The sequence below is a fragment of the Bacillus sp. CHD6a genome (genome assembly GCF_001293645.1).
GTDB lineage: Bacteria > Bacillota > Bacilli > Bacillales > Bacillaceae_I > Sutcliffiella_A.
The window spans coordinates 244,950-263,125 of record NZ_LBMD01000006.1 but is presented as its reverse complement, the minus strand read 5'-3'; the positions used below and the strand labels follow the sequence as shown (position 1 = coordinate 263,125).

The 18,176-nt window shown below is 39.1% G+C and carries 19 protein-coding genes; 3 read left to right on the top strand and 16 right to left on the bottom strand.

The window, feature by feature from the left end; translation table 11 throughout:
* Window positions 1-59 precede the first annotated feature (59 nt).
* The 16 genes from mreD to AAV98_RS07240 form a co-directional block, all read right to left on the bottom strand.
* Window positions 60-584: a rod shape-determining protein MreD gene (gene mreD, locus AAV98_RS07315; protein WP_060664904.1), complete on the bottom strand. Its 525-nt coding sequence runs from the start codon at window positions 582-584 to the stop codon at window positions 60-62.
* Window positions 581-1,474, bottom strand: a complete 894-nt coding sequence (gene mreC / locus AAV98_RS07310; RefSeq protein ID WP_060664903.1) for a rod shape-determining protein MreC — start codon at window positions 1,472-1,474, stop codon at window positions 581-583. Before mreC ends, mreD begins: the two co-directional genes overlap by 4 nt.
* Before the next feature lie 14 nt (window positions 1,475-1,488).
* Entirely contained in the window at window positions 1,489-2,505 is a 1,017-nt protein-coding gene (locus AAV98_RS07305) for a rod shape-determining protein (protein ID WP_010195904.1), read from the bottom strand.
* A gap of 193 nt (window positions 2,506-2,698) precedes the next feature.
* Entirely contained in the window at window positions 2,699-3,370 is a 672-nt protein-coding gene (gene radC / locus AAV98_RS07300) for a RadC family protein (RefSeq protein WP_060664924.1), read from the bottom strand.
* Between the two features lie 72 nt (window positions 3,371-3,442).
* On the bottom strand, window positions 3,443-4,000 hold the full coding sequence (locus AAV98_RS07295; RefSeq protein ID WP_060664902.1) for a Maf family protein: 558 nt from the start codon (window positions 3,998-4,000) through the stop codon (window positions 3,443-3,445).
* A 260-nt stretch (window positions 4,001-4,260) separates the two neighbouring features.
* Window positions 4,261-5,382, bottom strand: a complete 1,122-nt coding sequence (locus AAV98_RS07290) for a hypothetical protein (protein ID WP_060664901.1) — start codon at window positions 5,380-5,382, stop codon at window positions 4,261-4,263.
* 165 nt (window positions 5,383-5,547) lie between these two features.
* Window positions 5,548-6,258 carry a hypothetical protein gene (locus AAV98_RS07285; protein ID WP_060664900.1) on the bottom strand — a complete coding sequence of 237 codons (711 nt, stop codon included), beginning with the start codon at window positions 6,256-6,258 and terminating at the stop codon, window positions 5,548-5,550.
* The gene (locus AAV98_RS07280) at window positions 6,255-6,899 is read right to left on the bottom strand and encodes a PilN domain-containing protein (protein ID WP_060664899.1); all 645 of its coding nucleotides are present in this window, start codon (window positions 6,897-6,899) and stop codon (window positions 6,255-6,257) included. Before AAV98_RS07280 ends, AAV98_RS07285 begins: the two co-directional genes overlap by 4 nt.
* Window positions 6,899-7,882, bottom strand: a complete 984-nt coding sequence (gene pilM, locus AAV98_RS07275) for a type IV pilus biogenesis protein PilM (RefSeq protein ID WP_060664898.1) — start codon at window positions 7,880-7,882, stop codon at window positions 6,899-6,901. Before pilM ends, AAV98_RS07280 begins: the two co-directional genes overlap by 1 nt.
* A 29-nt stretch (window positions 7,883-7,911) precedes the next feature.
* On the bottom strand, window positions 7,912-8,667 hold the full coding sequence (locus AAV98_RS07270; RefSeq protein WP_060664897.1) for a prepilin peptidase: 756 nt from the start codon (window positions 8,665-8,667) through the stop codon (window positions 7,912-7,914).
* Complete coding sequence (locus tag AAV98_RS07265) at window positions 8,654-9,169, bottom strand: prepilin-type N-terminal cleavage/methylation domain-containing protein (RefSeq protein WP_060664896.1); 516 nt, start codon at window positions 9,167-9,169, stop codon at window positions 8,654-8,656. The genes AAV98_RS07270 and AAV98_RS07265 overlap by 14 nt, the downstream gene beginning before the upstream one ends.
* A 95-nt stretch (window positions 9,170-9,264) precedes the next feature.
* The gene (locus AAV98_RS07260) at window positions 9,265-10,473 is read right to left on the bottom strand and encodes a type II secretion system F family protein (RefSeq protein WP_060664895.1); all 1,209 of its coding nucleotides are present in this window, start codon (window positions 10,471-10,473) and stop codon (window positions 9,265-9,267) included.
* Complete coding sequence (locus AAV98_RS07255) at window positions 10,466-11,512, bottom strand: type IV pilus twitching motility protein PilT (RefSeq protein ID WP_060664894.1); 1,047 nt, start codon at window positions 11,510-11,512, stop codon at window positions 10,466-10,468. The genes AAV98_RS07260 and AAV98_RS07255 overlap by 8 nt, the downstream gene beginning before the upstream one ends.
* Window positions 11,513-11,522: 10 nt before the next feature.
* Entirely contained in the window at window positions 11,523-13,193 is a 1,671-nt protein-coding gene (locus AAV98_RS07250; RefSeq protein ID WP_060664893.1) for a GspE/PulE family protein, read from the bottom strand.
* Between the two features lie 22 nt (window positions 13,194-13,215).
* Complete coding sequence (locus tag AAV98_RS07245; protein WP_060664892.1) at window positions 13,216-14,655, bottom strand: hypothetical protein; 1,440 nt, start codon at window positions 14,653-14,655, stop codon at window positions 13,216-13,218.
* 33 nt (window positions 14,656-14,688) lie between these two features.
* The gene (locus AAV98_RS07240; protein WP_060664891.1) at window positions 14,689-14,985 is read right to left on the bottom strand and encodes a hypothetical protein; all 297 of its coding nucleotides are present in this window, start codon (window positions 14,983-14,985) and stop codon (window positions 14,689-14,691) included.
* Window positions 14,986-15,086: 101 nt separating this feature from the next.
* Here AAV98_RS07240 and AAV98_RS07235 point away from each other — a divergent pair, with 101 nt between their 5' ends.
* From AAV98_RS07235 to AAV98_RS07225, 3 genes are read left to right on the top strand one after another with little or no spacing between them, the layout of a single operon-like run.
* On the top strand, window positions 15,087-15,779 hold the full coding sequence (locus AAV98_RS07235) for a type IV pilus modification PilV family protein (protein ID WP_060664890.1): 693 nt from the start codon (window positions 15,087-15,089) through the stop codon (window positions 15,777-15,779).
* Window positions 15,763-16,410, top strand: coding sequence for a type II secretion system protein (locus AAV98_RS07230; protein ID WP_060664889.1), 648 nt, complete (start codon window positions 15,763-15,765; stop codon window positions 16,408-16,410). Before AAV98_RS07235 ends, AAV98_RS07230 begins: the two co-directional genes overlap by 17 nt.
* A 21-nt stretch (window positions 16,411-16,431) precedes the next feature.
* On the top strand, window positions 16,432-18,153 hold the full coding sequence (locus AAV98_RS07225) for a hypothetical protein (protein WP_060664888.1): 1,722 nt from the start codon (window positions 16,432-16,434) through the stop codon (window positions 18,151-18,153).
* Window positions 18,154-18,176 lie beyond the last annotated feature (23 nt).

Here is an 18,176-nt window from a genome sequence, read left to right as displayed (position 1 = left end):
TTCCGTTCCAATCAACAGCTAGAAATCCAATTTATTAATCAACTTTTCTATATTTCCTTTTAAGTCAACTCATCTTTCTGCTCGATTGCCAGGCGTTCCATGAACAGTTTGATTGGGAAGAGCAGTAGTAAAGCGATGCTGGCATTGAAGATGAGTGTTGGTACCATGCGAATGGAAAGAAAGTCGGAATGTGTCAGTTCGGTGGTTCCAATTAGAGAGTGAATGCCAAATACGAGATGCTCTGTAATAGAGATGGACACTAGCACCATTAAGAAAGAGATCAAATAGTTAGTATTCACAAATCGTAAGATACTAGACACGATATAGACGGATATTCCGAATGCAAACAGATACACACCTAAAATTTCTGTGTACACTACATCGTACAAAAAGCCAAAGAGCATCGCGCAAATTAAACCGACATATGGGCTTGTGTAAATGGCACATAAAACAATGACAATCAGCATAAACCTTGGCACTATAATCCATTCTTCATGAAAACTGTGCAGGCCAAAGAAGTCGACACTCATACTTTCTAGGATAAACAAGAAAAGAAGCAGGGCTGGTAAGACGTATTTTCTCACTCAGAGCCCCCCTCTTCAGTTGCTTCTTCTTCTGATTCGACTGGTTCATCACCTGATATTAGTGTTCGTTTAACGATCATTACTTGGTTGATGTCATAGAAATCAGCAGCAGGTTTTACATAGGCCATTTGCGTTAATCCATACTCATCTGCCACTACTTCCGTTACTTCCCCAATCATTAATCCTTCTGGGAATACACCACCAAGGCCAGAGGATAGGACGCTCTCCCCTTCTTTTACTTTTGCTTGGTGAGGAATTCTTTTTAACAGCAAGGCACCTTTTTCTTCATCATATCCTTCAATCAATCCGAAGATGTCCTCTTCTCCCTGTATGTAGGCAGAGATTCGATTCTTAGGATCCAATGAACTCAACAATTGTACAGTGGAAGTAAAAGCATTGGCCTGCTTAATTTTACCAATTAAGCCGCCTGATGTGATAACGGCCATATCTTTCTCCACACCATTTTGCTTACCCTTATTCAGAGTAATTTGTTCGACCCATTGATCTGGATTTCTGCCAATCACTGTGGCTGGTTTTGGTTCATAGTCGCTTAGTGAATCAAGCTCGCCGATCACTTCGCGAATTTCTTCATTTTCTTGTTCTAGCTTTTGGACTTTCGTTTCTAAGAGAGCATATTCTTCTAGTCTAGCACGCAGCACTTTATTCTCTTCATACGTATCCTTTAGATATCCTATATTATCAAAGAAACCCGCGACAACATGTGCGGGCCTATAAAAGATAGATTGGACAAAACCTGTCGTGTCTTTCACAAACTGTTCAGGCCATGTCAAATCGTCCCGTTCTTTTAAAGAGAAACCAATCAATGCCACCAGAAAAATTAAGCTCACCAACAAAATAATCAACCTTTTATTGAGGAAAAATTGTGGCATGACTTAACACCTACTTAGCGATAATCTCTTGATTTCTTTTTAAACTCATCAATATAATCTAATGCTTTCCCTGTTCCAATGGCAACACAATCCAACGGGTTTTCAGCAATGATAACCGGCATTTTCGTTTCTTCACTGATTACTTTATCCAAGTTGCGAAGTAGGGCTCCGCCACCGGTAAGAACGATTCCACGGTCCATAATATCAGAAGCTAATTCTGGTGGAGTGCGCTCTAATGTCGCTTTTACAGAATCAACGATAGCAGTTACTGTGTCTTTTAACGCTTCTCCCACTTCTTTAGCAGTGATTTCTACCGTTTTAGGTAGACCTGTCAATAGATCACGGCCACGGATATCCATTGGTTCAATGCCTTCTGGATCTCCTGCAGAACCAACTTCAAGCTTCAATGCTTCCGCTGTACGCTCCCCGATCATCAGGTTATAATTTTTGCGGATATACGCGATGATTGCATCATCCATTTCATCTCCAGCAACACGAATGGACTGGCTGGTAACAATTCCACCAAGAGAAATGATGGCCACTTCTGTTGTGCCGCCACCAATATCCACCACCATGCTTCCTGTCGGTTCCCAAACCGGAAGATTCGCACCAATTGCAGCTGCAAACGGCTCTTCAATTGGGTACGCGTCACGAGCGCCAGCTTGGCGAGTGGCATCAATTACCGCTCTTTCCTCTACAGCCGTGATTCCGGATGGTACACATACCATCACATATGGCTTGCGAGAGAAGGAGCTTTTATTTTTTAACGCTTGTTTAATATAGTATTTCATCATCGTTGCCGTTGTTTCGTAGTCTGCAATAACTCCGTCTTTCATCGGACGCAATGCGACAACATTCCCCGGCGTACGACCAATCATGTTCTTTGCGTCGTTTCCGACAGCAACAATGGAGCGTGTGTCGGTTTGCAGCGCCACTACCGACGGCTCACGCACAACAATTCCTTTTCCTTTAATAAAAACTAATGTATTGGCTGTTCCCAAGTCAATACCAAGATCTCTCGTTCCAAACATATAAGTGTATCTCCCTTTCTGATACTAATGCGTAATAGTGGTAAATGAAAAGTGATAAAAAGGACGAAGCATGCCCATATATTTTCATTAACATGTGGATAACGTTTATTGTAGAAATTTGATGGATTAAGAAGGTTGTCCTTCCAAACTCATGAGTAATATTATAGCGTAGGATATGAAAAAAGCATAGTACTTACACATAGCCTTTTTCTTTCAAACTGATGAATTTCTGATCCCCAATGATTAAATGGTCCAAAAGCTCTATGCCAATAAGCTTTCCGCATTCGCTGAGTCGTTTCGTCACATCTATGTCTTCACGACTTGGAGCGGGGTCACCGGAAGGGTGATTATGGATACAAATGAAGGATGCTGCTGAACGCCTAAAAGCCTCCTTGAACACCTCGCGTGGATGTACGATGCTCGCATTCAAACTTCCAATAAAGACAGTTTGCTGGTGTAGAACTTGATTTTTAGTATTCAAGTAAAGGCAGACAAAATGCTCTTGTGATAAAAAGCGCATATCCTCCATGACAAAATTCGCTGCATCTTCAGGCGACCGGATGACATACCTGTCCTCATATTGCAGCCGGTGAATTCTTCTCCCAAGCTCCACGGCAGCCATTAATTGGACAGCCTTTACTTTCCCGATCCCTTTTGTGTCCGTAATCTCTTCCATAGATGCATCCTTTAACAATCGAAGTCCTTCAAAGTTCACTAACAACTTGTTTGCAAGCTGCAGAACCGATTCCTCTTTGGATCCTGTACGAAGCAGAATTGCCAGTAGCTCATGATTAGACAGACTTTTGGGGCCATCCTGCATCATTCTCTCTCTTGGACGTTGATCTTCAGGGTAGTCTTTAATCATCAGTGCTGTGGATTTAGTGGATTCCAATACATTTTCCTCCTTAAGTAAATGGAGGGTCATGCTACGTTCATTTTACCGAAAACTTTTCAATTCACGAACCGTTCTTGAAAGCGGAAGCCCCACAATAGAAAAGTAATCTCCTTTAATTTCTTTTACAAAAAGAGCTCCTACTTCTTGAATACCATAAGAACCTGCCTTATCCATCGGTTCTCCTGATTGAATGTAGAAGTTTATATCCTCATCCGTCAGTTCCCAAAACGTAACCGATGTCTTTTCATAAAAAGTTAGCTCTTTTTCCTTACTGAGAATAGCCACTCCACTGATGACATAGTGAGTGTTTCCACTTAATGTTCTTAACGTAGCTCTTGCTTCTTCTTCATCTTCTGGTTTTCCAAGAACTTTATCGCCCAGGACGACAATCGTATCAGAGCCTATCACAACCGCTTCTTGATTTTCTTGGAACACACTTTGGGCTTTTTGATAAGCAAGAGTAGTGGCGATTTCTTCTGGTGTTAGTTCTGGGTCAAAAGTTTCTTCAATATTGCTAACCTTTACTTTAAATGGGAGATGTACTTGTTGGAGAAGTTCCTTTCTTCTGGGGGAACCTGAGGCTAAAATAAGAGGTTTCATGTTTTATCACCTTCCGCAAATAGTTAGAAATTTTGAGAGATACAGGTTAATCCTAACACAAAGAAAGTCGTTGGAACAAATATCTTATGGCGTTTTAGAAAGATTGTTTTTTGAGCAGAAAAAAAGCCTCAAAATTTGGTTTTGAGGCTTTCGTTATACGTTACACGTTACTTCCCGTTACAGTCACTTGTTTTCCGCGGTCGGTCCGGAAGCCTCCTCCCGCAGGAGTCAAGTGACATTCGCTCCAATCCACTTATCCTCTAATACAAAAATGCCGTGGCATCTAAAAGTTTTTGTTGGGCACCCCATAAGGTTTGGGCATTTTTAGAATCTTGGTAGGATTTTAGGTCTTGGTAGGCTCCGTCAAGGGATGTTTTCCATCCTTTAGTTGCTTCTGATAGTTCAGCATCTTTAATGGCTGCTACTTTTTCAAAGGAAGCATTTAGACTTTCTGCTGTTGCGTTGTCTAGAGAACCACCTTGTATTAAAAGTGCAGTCGCCACCGTTAACTGATTATACAGTACTTGTCCCTCCTGCAATAACTGCGTATCTTGTGGCGTAAGGGAATCAAATGTTTTTTCTGATATGGTCATTTCTTTCGCGAAAGGTTCAAAGCCTTTATCAAGCACTCCAGTTGCAATCTGTTTCATTCCATCTACACTATGACCTACCGCCATTAAAACAAAAGTTGGTTCAGACCCGACAGCAACTGCAGGTAAACCAGCAGCTTTCAGTCTGTCCATTTCCGCCTTTGCACCATCCTGTGTGGAAAAAGCACCTGCTTGAAGAACCGATATATTTTGAGCAGGAATGGTTGCACTGCCATCTCCATTTGCAGCTGCTGGAGTGTCTGTTGATTCCTTTGAACCTGTTGGGGCCGGGGCAGATGTAGGCACAGAAGGGTTCCCCGGTGATTCTGACATGTTCATGACTCCTAGAATGAGAAAACCGAGACAGGTTCCAATTCCGATTGCCATTCCTATGGAAACTAATAATTGTTTAGAGAAAGATGGAGGGACTAATTTTTTCTTTTTTCCAAACGGGGCTGGCCGCACTTTTGATCCTTTTCCTTTTTCCTTGTTTAGCTGACGGAGATCTTCAATATAAGAGGGCTTAGTTGAAGAATCTTTACTGTTATTTTTCGGTTTCGCTGGTGTTTCTTCTGGAAGGACCCACTCGAATTCTTCCTCTTTTTTTTCCGCTGCGGCTGCAGTTTCATCAACTATGATAATTGGCTTTTCCTCTTCAGGGAGATTATCTTTTACCGGAACATCCTTTTGCTGTGTCTGAACTTTTTCCTTATTGTGTTTTTTCTTCTTTTTACCATAGCCATACGAGTTTTCTTTCCCATTAATTTTTATTTTCACCTGGTGATTGTCCACTTTTCCCACCTCCGTGTACATTTGACAATTTTTGTCTTGATCAGATTTGTTTCATCCTATCATAGGCCATAAAAAAAAGAACAAGACTTTTGTCGTCTTGTCCTAATTCTTTTCCGACACTTTCTTTGACGGACTAACTATTTCGACCATTTCCACGGAAATAATTTAATCATTGTCGATAAATGGATTAATTCTATTAGCAGGTTCTGGGACGGACAAAGGAGGAAGTTCCTCGATTAAATCTTCCAACTCTGGATGATAAAAAGCTGAAAGCGTCACAGAATAAGTTAATGGTTGCAGTTCTTGCTCTGTTGATGTGACCTCCGGCTGACCAGTGAAATTAACCGATTCTATCTGAGTAATTCTAGTTAAACTCTCTAGTGAACTAAGAAAGGTGGACAGATCCTCATATACTTCCGATTCGACGGACAAATTGACTGTTACTTTTTTCAATCCTTCCGGAAGATACGCTTCTTCTTCTACTGTCTCAACTTCTTCATCATGCATCGTCTCATATTCTTCCAAAGTTGTAGAAGCAGGTACAAATTCCGCTTCTCCAAAAGACATATTTACAATGGTGCTGTCAGATAACACTTCTGCTTTTTCTAGTTCCAAAATGAGTTGTTCCAGAAAAGGAGTCACAGGAATTTTACGTTGCAGTTCAACTGTTGTACTACCATTTACCTGTGCAGTTTCTTCTTGTTGTTCTAGTACTTGAATAAGCTGCTCTTCAATTGCTTTTTCCTGTTGAATTTGTTCAGCACGAACTTCCTTTGGTGCATAGGATAAATAATAGAAGCCTGCAATTCCTAATACAATAAGGAGAACACAGGAGCTAAGAAGAATATAATGTTTGCGCTCTAACTCAATCATCATAGATCCTCGCCCCCGTCCTCGTCCGATTCTGTATCAGTTTCCGTGCCATCATCTGTACCTTCTTCTTCTAACTGATCCATTGTCTGAAATGCAGTTCTGTCAAAACCAAGCGTGTATTGACCAACATACCTTGGAAGGACATCTAACGAATCTTCATCCCCGACCTCAACAGTAGAGATAGATGAAAGATCAATAGAATGATATTGAGGTGATTCATTTAAATGATAGAGAAAGTACGCAGCATCTCTTGATTCGTCAAATTGAACAGAAAGGTTTAATAGTCCAGTTTCATCATAAGAAAAACTTTGGATGAACCCGCGTTCTGGAAGCAATCTGATCAAGTCCTGCATGACTGGAACCATTTCAAGAGGATACTCTTCTGCCCATGCTACTGTATCTTCTAGACGCTTTGCGGAAGAAGAATTTTGGGGTGTATTTATCGCCTCTTCTTTTGCAATCCTTAATTGCTGCACCATCTCAAGGTCCTGTTCCGCCGTCTCCACATCATTATTCACCATATTAGAAAAAATAAAAAGAATGATTGCTACAAACAATAGGAAAAAGGCACAAATGCCATACACAAGAGGTGTGGTGAGATTTCGTGATTTTCTCTTTGGTAATAAGTCGATATCAACTAGCATTATTGCACCTCTTTTAATGCCAACCCTAGAGAATAATAGTATTTCGGGTCAACCGTATCTTGGTCTTGTGTATAAACAACTTGTTCAAACGTATCTACTTTTACAGAAATTTTTTCTCGGAGTTTTGATAATATTAATGGGAAATTTGGATGGTCGCCATGAAGAAGAATACGCTTGATTTCTTCATTTCCTTGATTTAAGGAGTAACGGAAGAAGTTCATGATTCGCTCCACTTCCACAATAAAATCTTCTAAGAAGACATTAAATTGAACTATATCCCCTGCCCATTCCAGCTGCGTATTGGTAACCGATACTTCCCAAACCTTCATGTCCTGAGGAAAAGCAACCGTGCGCATAAAAACAGGAACATGGTTGACGAAGATGCTTAACGTAATACAGCTTACATCAAAATGAACGACTAACAGGTGATCCTGTTCATTTCGTTGACCGAACTCATAATAGAGGCGGTACAGACAGAGAGATGAAACATCTGCCACTGCTGGTTTTAATTTACTTTCTTCAAGTAAAGTGGACATTTGAGTGACGACTTCTTCTGGGGAAGCGAAAAGGACAAGTTCTGTCTTTTCCGAACGATGAAGTACATGCACATCAAATACTGGATCCTCAAAAGGTAAGTGAATGGTGGAACCTAACTCCAAATACAAGTGACCAATTATTTCATCATCCATAATGTTAGACGGGATGGTCAGTTTTCGTGTGACAACATATTGATCTGGCACGACAAAACGTACATGCTTTCGTTTAAGTCCCCAATCCTCTACACATTCTTCTAAAATCAGACGAAAAACATTTTCATCGACAATTTTCCCATCACGAATGATATTAGGCGGCAAAAAACGCTCATTTGTGCGTTTGACGGTGAGAGGATCCAAACTCTTCAACTCTACCATTCGAATGACATGGTCACGGATAATAATATTTATGAAGTTGTTTTGCTTTGGTTGCAGAAACGAGAATTCCATCCAGAAAGCTCCTTATGTAAGATAATTTACTAGAAGAGTAAAGTAAAATACCAATTCAGTATTTGTTCCCCTTTAAAATAAGTAATAATTGCAGCGAGGGCGATAGATGGCCCAAATGGAAACGGGACACCTCTTTTCACTTTTCCTAACAGCATTCCAATTAGTGCTGCAATCATGCCGATTAGTGATGAAAGAAAGAATGTAAGTATTACTAATTCCCAGCCTAAAACAAAACCTAGTACAGCAAATAATTTAACGTCCCCTCCACCCATACCGCCTTTGGAGATGATGGCGACCAAAAAGGGGATCATGAATCCAACTGCCATTCCTATTAGATGCTCGGGTATCGTTTGGTACGGAATGAAAAAACGTTCTATGATAAAAAGTCCTAAAAAGAAAAGTAAAATCTTGTTTGGGATAATCATATAATGCAAGTCTGATATGACAATGATAATCAACATAGAAATGAAGGTCCAAGCAACAATCAGTTCATACGTCCATCCCATTAAAAGAGGAGCGAGGACAAAAAGCACAGCCGTTAATAGCTCGAATAATGGATAAATAGGAGACACGGACTTATGACAGTGCCGACATCTCCCTTTAAGAAAAACATATGAAAGGACGGGAACTAAATCTAGCCCCGTCAATGTGGTCTTGCAATTTGTACAATGTGATCTTGGTGTTACGATTGATTCACCCTTTGGAATTCGTAGGCCGACTACGTTGTAGAAGGAGCCTAGGAGCAGGGCGGATACAAATACAAAAGAAGTATTAATTAACAACATCTCTATTTAAGTTGGAAACATTAACTGCAGTAGTAATTCCTCTCTTTGTTGTTTGCTCATTTTGTAGTCTTACTTGAGTTGGGGTACCATTTTCAATTTTTACATAAGAACCATTAGTAATTGTCGCTAGTCCTGAGCCCGATTCTGCTATTGGTGCACCGGTTCCGCCTCTCATATAACCTACTTTTGATCCAGCATCTGTAGTGTCACCACTATGAGGGTCTTTTAAGACCTCAATATAGTTTTCAGTTTCTAAATATCCTAAACTGACATACCAAGTACCTGTTTGATATTTTGAATCTCCAGTAATCGCCAATCTAGCGGAATTTACCATTTGTTGAGCATTAGCAACATGTGCATCTTTTTTTGTATTATCTATCAACCCACCAATACTAGGTATAGCAATCGCAGCAATAATTCCCAAAATAACAACAACTGCTAGTAGCTCGATAAGGGTTAATCCTTTTTCGTTCTTTAGCATTTTTCTACATTTTTGTAACATCGTAATTTTCCTCCCTAAATGGAAATATGTAGTATCATATTCTACTATCATTCTATTATACTGTCTTTCAAATTTCAATAAGATTTTACACGTTTCTACATTTGTATATGATTAAAAATATCAAACATTGGAACTAGTATAGACGTGACTATAGTCCCGACTATCACCGCAAGTACAACAATCATTAATGGCTCTATTAAACTTTTTAATCTATCGGTCGCATAATCAACTTCTTTTTCATAGAATTCTGCGATTTTATCCAGCATAGAATCCAGTGATCCTGTGCTTTCTCCAATGGTGATCATCTGCGTTACGAGTGGTGGGAACGCCCAGTGTTCTTTCATTGGGCCTGTTAGTGATTCCCCTTTTTCTAGTTCTATTTTACTATCAGCAAGCACTTTCGCGATGACTTCATTTTCGACAATTTTTTCGACGATTGATATTGCTTGTAAAATAGGTACGGAGCTGGAAAATAAGGAGCTGAGCGTCCTAGTCAACCTGGCAATAACCGCTTTCTGAAGTAGCGGTCCGAAAATAGGAACACGCAATAAAACATAGTCAATATAGTACTTTGTTTGCTTCTTTTTATTCATCGCCATCAGGCCTGTTACAGCACTAATTACCAACAACAAGAATAGCCACCAGAAGCTTTGCATCCACTCACTCGCTCCGAGGACGAATCTCGTAATCAATGGTAGATCCGCTCCAAAATCACTAAACATGGCGACGAATGTTGGTACTACACCAACAAGTAAGAAAATAACTACGCCGATTGCTATTACACCTAGCACTAGTGGGTAAGTTAATGCTGAAACAATTTTTTGTCTTGTTTCATTCTGTTTTTCAAATTGTGTTGCGAGGCGATCAAGCGTATCATCAAGGGCTCCACTTGCTTCCCCCGCTTTGATCATGTTTATGAACACCGTGGAAAAGATTTTCGGATGCTTGGCTGCTGCTTCTGATAAGGGATTTCCTTGCTTCATTTCTTCTTCCACATCAAAAAGAACCCGTTTTAATACCTTACTAGAGGTTTGTTGAGCTAGAACATTTGTCGCCTCTACCACTGATATCCCTGCACGGATTAGCGTGGAAAACTGGCGAAGAAAGATAACAAAATCACGAAGTTTGACAGGGTTTCCTAAGGTTATTTCTTTTGTAAAAATAGACTCAGGTACCTCTTCTAAATTCATAACACGTATTCCTTTTTCTTTTAGAGCGACAAAAGCTTCACGGCGTGAGCTGCTTGTAATGTTTCCAGTTTGTTTGCCGGCTGTATTTCTGCCGGTATAGGTAAACCTAGGCATAATGCATCGACTCCTGTAAAAAGCTTTCGGCTGACAAACGACTTATATCTCCATGTTGAATGAGTCTTTTAATACTCATATCAAGTGTGTGCATCCCTTGAGCCTTGCTAGTCTGCATCACGTTTTGAATTTGATGAATCTTTTCGTTGCGGATAAGATTGGCCACTGCAGGTGTATTGACTAAAATTTCGGTGGCCACTTTGCGTCCTTGTCTATCGATGGTTGGAAACAGCCGTTGTGAAACAATAGAAACCAGTACGGATGCAAGTTGGATACGGATTTGCGCCTGCTGAGGGCCAGGGAATACATCAATAATACGGTCAATGGTTGATGGTGCACTTGTTGTATGCAGAGTACCAAGCACAAGGTGCCCCGTTTCTGCTGCCGTAATTGCTGTTTGTATTGTTTCTAAGTCGCGTAATTCTCCAACCAAGATGATATCTGGATCTTGACGCAAAGAAGCACGTAAACCTGATGCGAAGCTTCTTGTATCAATACCCACCTCACGTTGATCAATCATGCATTGATTATGCCGGTGCAAATATTCAATCGGATCTTCCAGTGTAATGATATGCTTTTTCTGGGTTTTGTTCATAAAGTCAATCATGGAAGCTAATGTGGTCGACTTCCCACTTCCTGTCGGGCCTGTTACAAGAACCAGTCCTTGAGGCTTGTCCATTAGTGTTTGAAGAATGGATGGTAGTTGCAATTCTTCCAATGACGGAATTCTAGTTGGGATAATACGTATTGCTATCGCTACAGAGTTTCGTTGCCTGTACGCATTTACGCGGAATCGTGAAATTCCAGGTACACTATAAGAGAAGTCCAGTTCCCCTTTTTCTTCAAAGCGATCCCACATAAATTCAGGTATCATCTGTTTTGATAATTTTTCCGTGTCTTCAGGGCTAAGCGTGTCTTCTCCGTATCGCTTGAGTTCTCCATTGATACGGAAGACAGGCGGCACACCAACCGATAGATGAATGTCAGAAGCTTTGGATTCATATGCTGCATGAAGCCAATTATTAATTTTTTCAATCATCCTCATTCACCTACTCTGATAAAGCGACACGTAATATTTCTTCAGTTGTCGTCAATCCTTTTTTCACTTTTTCAAGACCGTCATCAATTAAGAAAATGGTATCCATTTCATTTGCAAGGTCTCTAATTTTTGAGAAAGGTTCATTGTTCATAATGAGTTTTTTCATGTCATCATTTATTATCAACAACTCGTGAATTGCCAGACGGCCTTTGTAACCAGTCATATTACAAGTCCCGCAACCCCGGCCTCTTGAGATATGGTCAATTGTTAATCCACGTTTCGCAAAAATTTCTATTTCCCTTGCGGTAGGTTCTTCTTGTTTAACGCAATCACGACACACTTTCCTTACTAAACGTTGTGCCAATACACCGTTAATGGAAGAAGCTACAAGAAAAGGTTCTACCTTCATATCAATTAATCTAGTAATAGTACTAATCGAATCATTAGTATGTAAGGTACTTAAGACTAAATGACCTGTTAAGGAAGCTCTAATAGCTACTTCTGCCGTTTCACGGTCACGAATTTCCCCTACCATGATAACGTTTGGATCCTGACGTAGGATTGCGCGCAGCCCTTTAGCAAAGGTCATTCCAACATTCGTATTGACTTGGATTTGATTGATCCCTTCCAATTGATACTCAACAGGATCTTCTACTGTGATAATATTTACCTCTTCATTGTTAAGATTGTTGAGTGCAGCATACAAGGTAGAAGATTTACCGGAACCAGTAGGGCCTGTAATTAAGATGATACCGGTTGGGCGATTGATCAGTTCCATAAAACGGTCGTAATTTTTCCCATTGAAACCCAGCTGTGAGATATCATTCAATGTACTGCTCATATCAAGAATTCGCATTACGACCTTTTCTCCAAATACGGTTGGAAGTGTTGAAACACGCACATCTACAGGGTGATAATCTACGTTTGTTTTAATTCGGCCATCCTGTGGAATGCGGTGCTCGGTAATATCCATTTTCCCCAAGATTTTTATTCTTGCAATCAACACATTTTGTGTATGTTTTGGTAATGTCCTTTCCGTGCGTAGAACTCCGTCTACTCGATACCTCACCACAACCTTCGTCTCGTGTGGATCAATATGGATATCACTTGCTCTTTGCTGAATTGCGTTCTGCAATAATTGGTTTACGATACGAACAATTGGAGAGTCCTCTTCTGTCACCCTCTCCTCTTGTACAACCTTTACTTCCTCAACAGAGTCAAATCCAATAAATAAATCGTCTATAGAATCCGTTGAATCGTAATATTTCGTAATGGAACGTAGAATATCATCTTTTGTCGCGATTACAGGTTCCACTTCAAAGCCAGTTGATAACCTTAAATCATCTATAGCAAAGAAGTCCATTGGATCTGCCATCGCAACGAAAAGCTTATCATGTTCTTTCTTTAGAGGGATAAGTAAATTTCTCTTAGCGAATTCCTTGGATATCACATGTATTAGCTTTTCATCAAAAGGATATCGATATAGGCTAACATGGGGTATTCCCAGTTGGAATTCCAAAACCTCAATTAGCTGTTGTTCGGTGATATATCCTTTTTGAAGCAGTACATCTCCTAATTTCTGATCTTTTGTTTTCTCTTTTAGCGTGCTGTGAAGTTGTTCCTCTGAAATGATTCCGGCATCAACAAGGAGATCACCGAGGCGTTTTCTTATTTGAACCATTTTAACAGATCATCCTTTCGTTTTATTTTCCTGTTCCTTGCCCAGGATTAGATGGCGGAGTAGTACCAGTGTTAGATCCACCATTTCCATTTTCAGGACTTGATGGGGCAGTGCTTTTTTCTGTACCCGTACTTACAGAAGTGTTGGATTGGGTACTTCCAGACGAGTTAGTATTGTTACTTGTGTTCGTATTAGATCCTGTATTCGAGGTAATAGGACCACTTGCACCTGGAGGAGTAACCGTATTACTATTCGTACCAGTATTAGAACCAATATTCACTGGGGGAGTAGTAACAATTGGATTACTTACTACCGCTGGTGTAGACAGACTGTGTTGCTCCACTCGTTGGATTGGAGCATAGAAATCCTCACTGTAGACGGTGGATTCTACCACATTTCCTTCCATGTCCGTTGCAGTCCTTACAAGATGTATGTATGTCCCGTCCCGACCATTTTCTTTTACATTTTTCCTATTGCTTGGAAGTGTAGCTGAATATTGGACAATTGTTTTGGGAGAGAGGGTCTTTCTTTCCACCTGAGTTACAATATACTCATATGGAAGTGGCCCACCATTTAATTCACCTGAAATTTTGGAGTTGCTTGTCTTGAATGTTAACTTATAATCATTAGGGTTTGGGTTATGGAAAACAAAATCCATTTTATCCTTTTGTATAAGAACTTCGTATCCTTCAGATGCCCATAATGGCATCTCAATGGAAATGTGCCTCTCTGAAATATGGAAGTTTGTAGAGCCAATAAGTTCATATACTAAAGATGCAAAGATACTTGCTGCTTCATCTGATAGATTAGTATGTTCGTTTTTTATCCACTCATTAACAGAAAAACTTGTGTTCCCAGGAATAATGAATTCTAGATTCCCAAACACGTCCGTCATTTCTTCCACACTAGATGTTCCAGATAAAGATACTTCGGCAATCAAAGATGTTTCTCCAGCGATCCCCTCTTCTGTCAAATAGTTTGCTAGAGAAAAAGTATGGTCGCCTTCTTTTAGCTGTGAAGCTACATTTTCCATATCTTTTTTCAAAGTTTCTGAATCGAGCGATGAAAAAATATCACTGCTCTGTGCAATCGTTTCTATTTGTTCGAGTAATTTTCCTATAGGTAATTCTACTTTCAATCCGTTTTCCGATCCACTTTCCACAAAATCAATTGTTTCGGGTATTTGATAGATAAATGCGTCTTTTGGAAAAGGAAGAAGTTCACCTGTCCATTCGAGATAGATTGTATCATTTGTAACCCATTCATTTTTTGCTTTTTCCAGTTTTGCAGCTGCTTCGTCTTTTGAGTGGTTACTTACTTCTTCATTAGCAATCATGGTCTCTTCCGCAAAAGAAGTATTCTCTGGAAGCCACTTTCCTGCCAATATCCCCCCAATTTGTGAGAATCCAAAAACAAATCCGGTACAACCTATTAGGACAATCAATAATTTTAAGCTCCGCATCCCGCAACCCCCGTTTTATTCTCTTGAAAAAATTTATTTATCATCTGTACCTTGATTAGTTGAATTATTTTCATCATAAGGAGAAGTGTTAATGAATAATGGTAATCGTTGAAGAAGAATTGCAGCTAGAAGTAGAAGAAACACCATTAAGATAATACTGTGCCATAAAGTAAACATATCAATTATGTATAAGCCGATTAAGCTAACTAAAAGTGAGATCCCAGGCAACAACCATTTTCCTGTCTTCGTTAACTTTAATGGAACCAGGAAGAAAAATAATAGTAACAGGAAAAATGACACTACTGCAATTCCATAATTAAAAAACTCCAAAATCTCACCACTTTCTATCTATTTTTACAAAAATTGTAGAACTAAGTAGACTATTGTTATTGTATAATAAAGATAGGTAATTTGAAATAGGAGAATCATAGATGAAAAAACTTTTTAATCAACAAAATGGTTTCACTTTATTAGAGGTATTGCTTTCCCTGACTATACTTTCTGTTGTTGTTATTGGGATGATGAGCTTCTTTCATAACAGTTACAGTTATGTGAATGAAAATGAGGATAAGACCATTGCTGCGCAGATAGCCCGTAATGTTATGAACTACGTGGAGAAACAAAATTACAATAAGTTCAATGGGTACTTGTCTCACGAGGTTGATTCAAATGAAAATGTACATATCATTGCACTAGATAAAACGTATTGTGATAAAGAAGTTACGATCAAAAAGAACAATGACTCTCAAACAAGTGATGCCACCTCAGATGGTATTGTCCTCTTTGATGATAAAGAGCGTTGCCTGTCCATATTAGATCCTTTAATTAATAATGAAGTTTATTCATCTAAGACTAATATTTCGATTTTTTTGATGAAATACAATGATTCCGAGACGCTATCATCTTTGTCAAATCTAATTTCCCAAGATGACCCTTCCGTTCAAAATCTTCCTGCAAGTATTAAGGAATTAATTGATAATGACAAAGAAAACTTCAGTAATTTGCTTCAGCCAAATGAATTTATCCACGACCATCTACTAAAAGTGTATGTAGTGCTAGAGTGGAAGGATAAAAGAGATGATGTCGTAATCCAGGGAGTACTAAGCCATGAAACGATTAGATGATTGGAAAAAGGAAGATGGTGTTACGTTATTTGAACTGCTGGCTGTCCTAGCAATCAGTGGTATTGTTCTTAGTACAGTCTATGGAGTTTTTATCACTGGCATTAACTTATATAAAAAAATCGGTATTGAAAGTCAGCTGAAAGAAGAAGCAGACTATATTGTTGCCAACGTATTGAACGAATTCTATGCTTTTTCGCCAGATGATGTAGTCTTTGATGAAAATACAAAAGAGATATCTCTTTTTAGAAAAACGGAACTTCAATTAAGTAATAAAGATTTTGTTACTTCAACGGAAAAAGATAGTGCTAATATTCAAAAGGTGGAACTTCAACTAGTGGATAACGCTCTGTCTGAAAAGGATATACTTCTCACCACTACTTTATTAGTTGAAGATGAAATGAAAGAAAGATCTGTTAAGCTAAATAACGATAATTATCATATCAAAGCGATTAAAGATGAAAAAGGTGCAGAATTGCCTATTTTTGATTTCCAATGTACAAGTTTGGAAAAATCTTCATGTAAAGGTGGCATTATAACCTTTCAGTTTAGCCTTTCTCATGAAATATATAGTAATGAGAAAAACAGATTGTATGTAGAACCAATAGAATTTTATAACAAGTTCGGATATTAATAGTGTATGAGGTGTGTTCAGATGAATGAAAAGGGATCTAGTCTATTAGTGGTTTTGATTACTGTTACGGTGTTCATGATTTTGGGAATCTCCCTTTTAACCGTTGCACTGGGTGGTACAATCCGGACACAAGTTCAACTTGATAGGTACGAAAATATTTATGAAGGAAAAGAACAACTTGACTTCCTCATTGCAACATTTAAAGAACAAGTGGTAGACATACCCCTTAAAGCAGAAGATTTACCATCTAATTATCAAACCTCTCTAGATAGGATTACGGATGGTCTTCAGAAAAAGTACCCTGACTTCACCGTAAAAGATATCACTAATCTATATACTGACCAGAAACAGGAGCTTTTTACAAGAATTTATGAGTTTTCCGTTGTAAATGGCGAAGCACCCAATACAAAAACCGTTAAGAAACGGATTGTATTATCTCCTGCACCAAGTTTTCTAGACTATGCTCTTGGTTCTTATAGTGCTTCAGAGGAAGAAGGACGACTAAATATTCATGGCTCTCCTAATGTGGATGGGGATGTCATTGCAAATCACTTACTGATAAAAAATGAAGCAGAGTTTACAGATTTAAACGGAGATGGAACGGCTTCTACTCCTTTTGCAGCAATTAACGGAAATGTTGATGTGCAAAAAAACATTACTGTAAAGGACACTCTCGTTGCAAATGCAGAAATTAATATCCCAGCAGAATGGTTACCTACTGACAAACTCTTTCCATCATTTTTTTATCAATCTGACAAGCCAGAGATTTTTTCAGGGAACGAAGATTTTGTTCATGTTGATTTCAAACAGACTTATTTAAGGGTGTTAAATGACCAATTGTCTCTACCTGAGCCTGTCTTAACCTCAGATCTTGATACAGGAGATTCTCTACAGGCTATCCGCAACAAGGTCATTTTGTTAGATGAAAGTACCTTGCCCCAAGTTATGCAAGGAGATAATATACTGCTTGATATGGGAACGATAAATAGTATAAACGGGCCCATTGTTTCCCATCAACCTGTCGCCATTAACAGCGCAGTAGGTCCCATTGTATTAGATAAAGAAATGGTGATAAACGGAGATTTATCCATTACTGCCGCGTTCAACAACTCTGTTTCTATCAAAAAACCTCTTGTGGTTGTAGGAGATCTATCTATCGACATGGTAGATACTCCTGTGGATATCACCGGGACAGTAGTTGTACATGGAGATCTAATCATTAATGGTAATGAAGAACCCCTAGCCGCAATAAAAGAAAACGATACAATTAAATTTGATAGTGTGATATATGCTTTTGGAGAAAGTTTTATCTCTAATACTAATATTGAGGGGATCGACGAGTCAAAACAGTTAGTTCTTTTCTCAAACGGGCCGTTAACCATCACGCGAATTAACGAGTTCAACGAATTTAAAATGGAACAAGAAAATGAAAACATCTACGACTTGTCAAATGAAACCACCCCGCTTAAAGCTTTTTTCTATACCGAAGACAAAGCGACTTTGTATGGTGTAGGATCAATGTTTCATATTCATGGAGGGTTATTCGCAAAGAAGGAATTAATCGTTAACGCTTTCCGAGGCAACACTGAACGGAGTAAAGTTATTACTCCTGCCCAAGATCAAGAAGGAATGAAAACACGTTTTCAAGTAGTTCATGACCCAAATGTACTTGTCAGTCAAGTATCAAGATTACCTATAGCAGACAGATTAAGAGTTATAGTAGATGACTCAACAGTAAAATAATCAAGGAGCTCCTTAAGCGTAGG

Coding starts and splice junctions, on each gene's coding strand:
- mreC (WP_060664903.1), bottom strand. CDS start 1,474: ATGCCACAATTTTTCCTCAATAAAAGGTTGATTATTTTGTTGGTGAGC.
- AAV98_RS07305 (WP_010195904.1), bottom strand. CDS start 2,505: ATGTTTGGAACGAGAGATCTTGGTATTGACTTGGGAACAGCCAATACA.
- radC (WP_060664924.1), bottom strand. CDS start 3,370: ATGATTAAAGACTACCCTGAAGATCAACGTCCAAGAGAGAGAATGATG.
- AAV98_RS07295 (WP_060664902.1), bottom strand. CDS start 4,000: ATGAAACCTCTTATTTTAGCCTCAGGTTCCCCCAGAAGAAAGGAACTT.
- AAV98_RS07285 (WP_060664900.1), bottom strand. CDS start 6,258: ATGATGATTGAGTTAGAGCGCAAACATTATATTCTTCTTAGCTCCTGT.
- AAV98_RS07280 (WP_060664899.1), bottom strand. CDS start 6,899: ATGCTAGTTGATATCGACTTATTACCAAAGAGAAAATCACGAAATCTC.
- pilM (WP_060664898.1), bottom strand. CDS start 7,882: ATGGAATTCTCGTTTCTGCAACCAAAGCAAAACAACTTCATAAATATT.
- AAV98_RS07270 (WP_060664897.1), bottom strand. CDS start 8,667: ATGTTGTTAATTAATACTTCTTTTGTATTTGTATCCGCCCTGCTCCTA.
- AAV98_RS07265 (WP_060664896.1), bottom strand. CDS start 9,169: ATGTTACAAAAATGTAGAAAAATGCTAAAGAACGAAAAAGGATTAACC.
- AAV98_RS07260 (WP_060664895.1), bottom strand. CDS start 10,473: ATGCCTAGGTTTACCTATACCGGCAGAAATACAGCCGGCAAACAAACT.
- AAV98_RS07255 (WP_060664894.1), bottom strand. CDS start 11,512: ATGATTGAAAAAATTAATAATTGGCTTCATGCAGCATATGAATCCAAA.
- AAV98_RS07250 (WP_060664893.1), bottom strand. CDS start 13,193: ATGGTTCAAATAAGAAAACGCCTCGGTGATCTCCTTGTTGATGCCGGA.
- AAV98_RS07245 (WP_060664892.1), bottom strand. CDS start 14,655: ATGCGGAGCTTAAAATTATTGATTGTCCTAATAGGTTGTACCGGATTT.
- AAV98_RS07235 (WP_060664890.1), top strand. CDS start 15,087: ATGAAAAAACTTTTTAATCAACAAAATGGTTTCACTTTATTAGAGGTA.
- AAV98_RS07230 (WP_060664889.1), top strand. CDS start 15,763: ATGAAACGATTAGATGATTGGAAAAAGGAAGATGGTGTTACGTTATTT.
- AAV98_RS07225 (WP_060664888.1), top strand. CDS start 16,432: ATGAATGAAAAGGGATCTAGTCTATTAGTGGTTTTGATTACTGTTACG.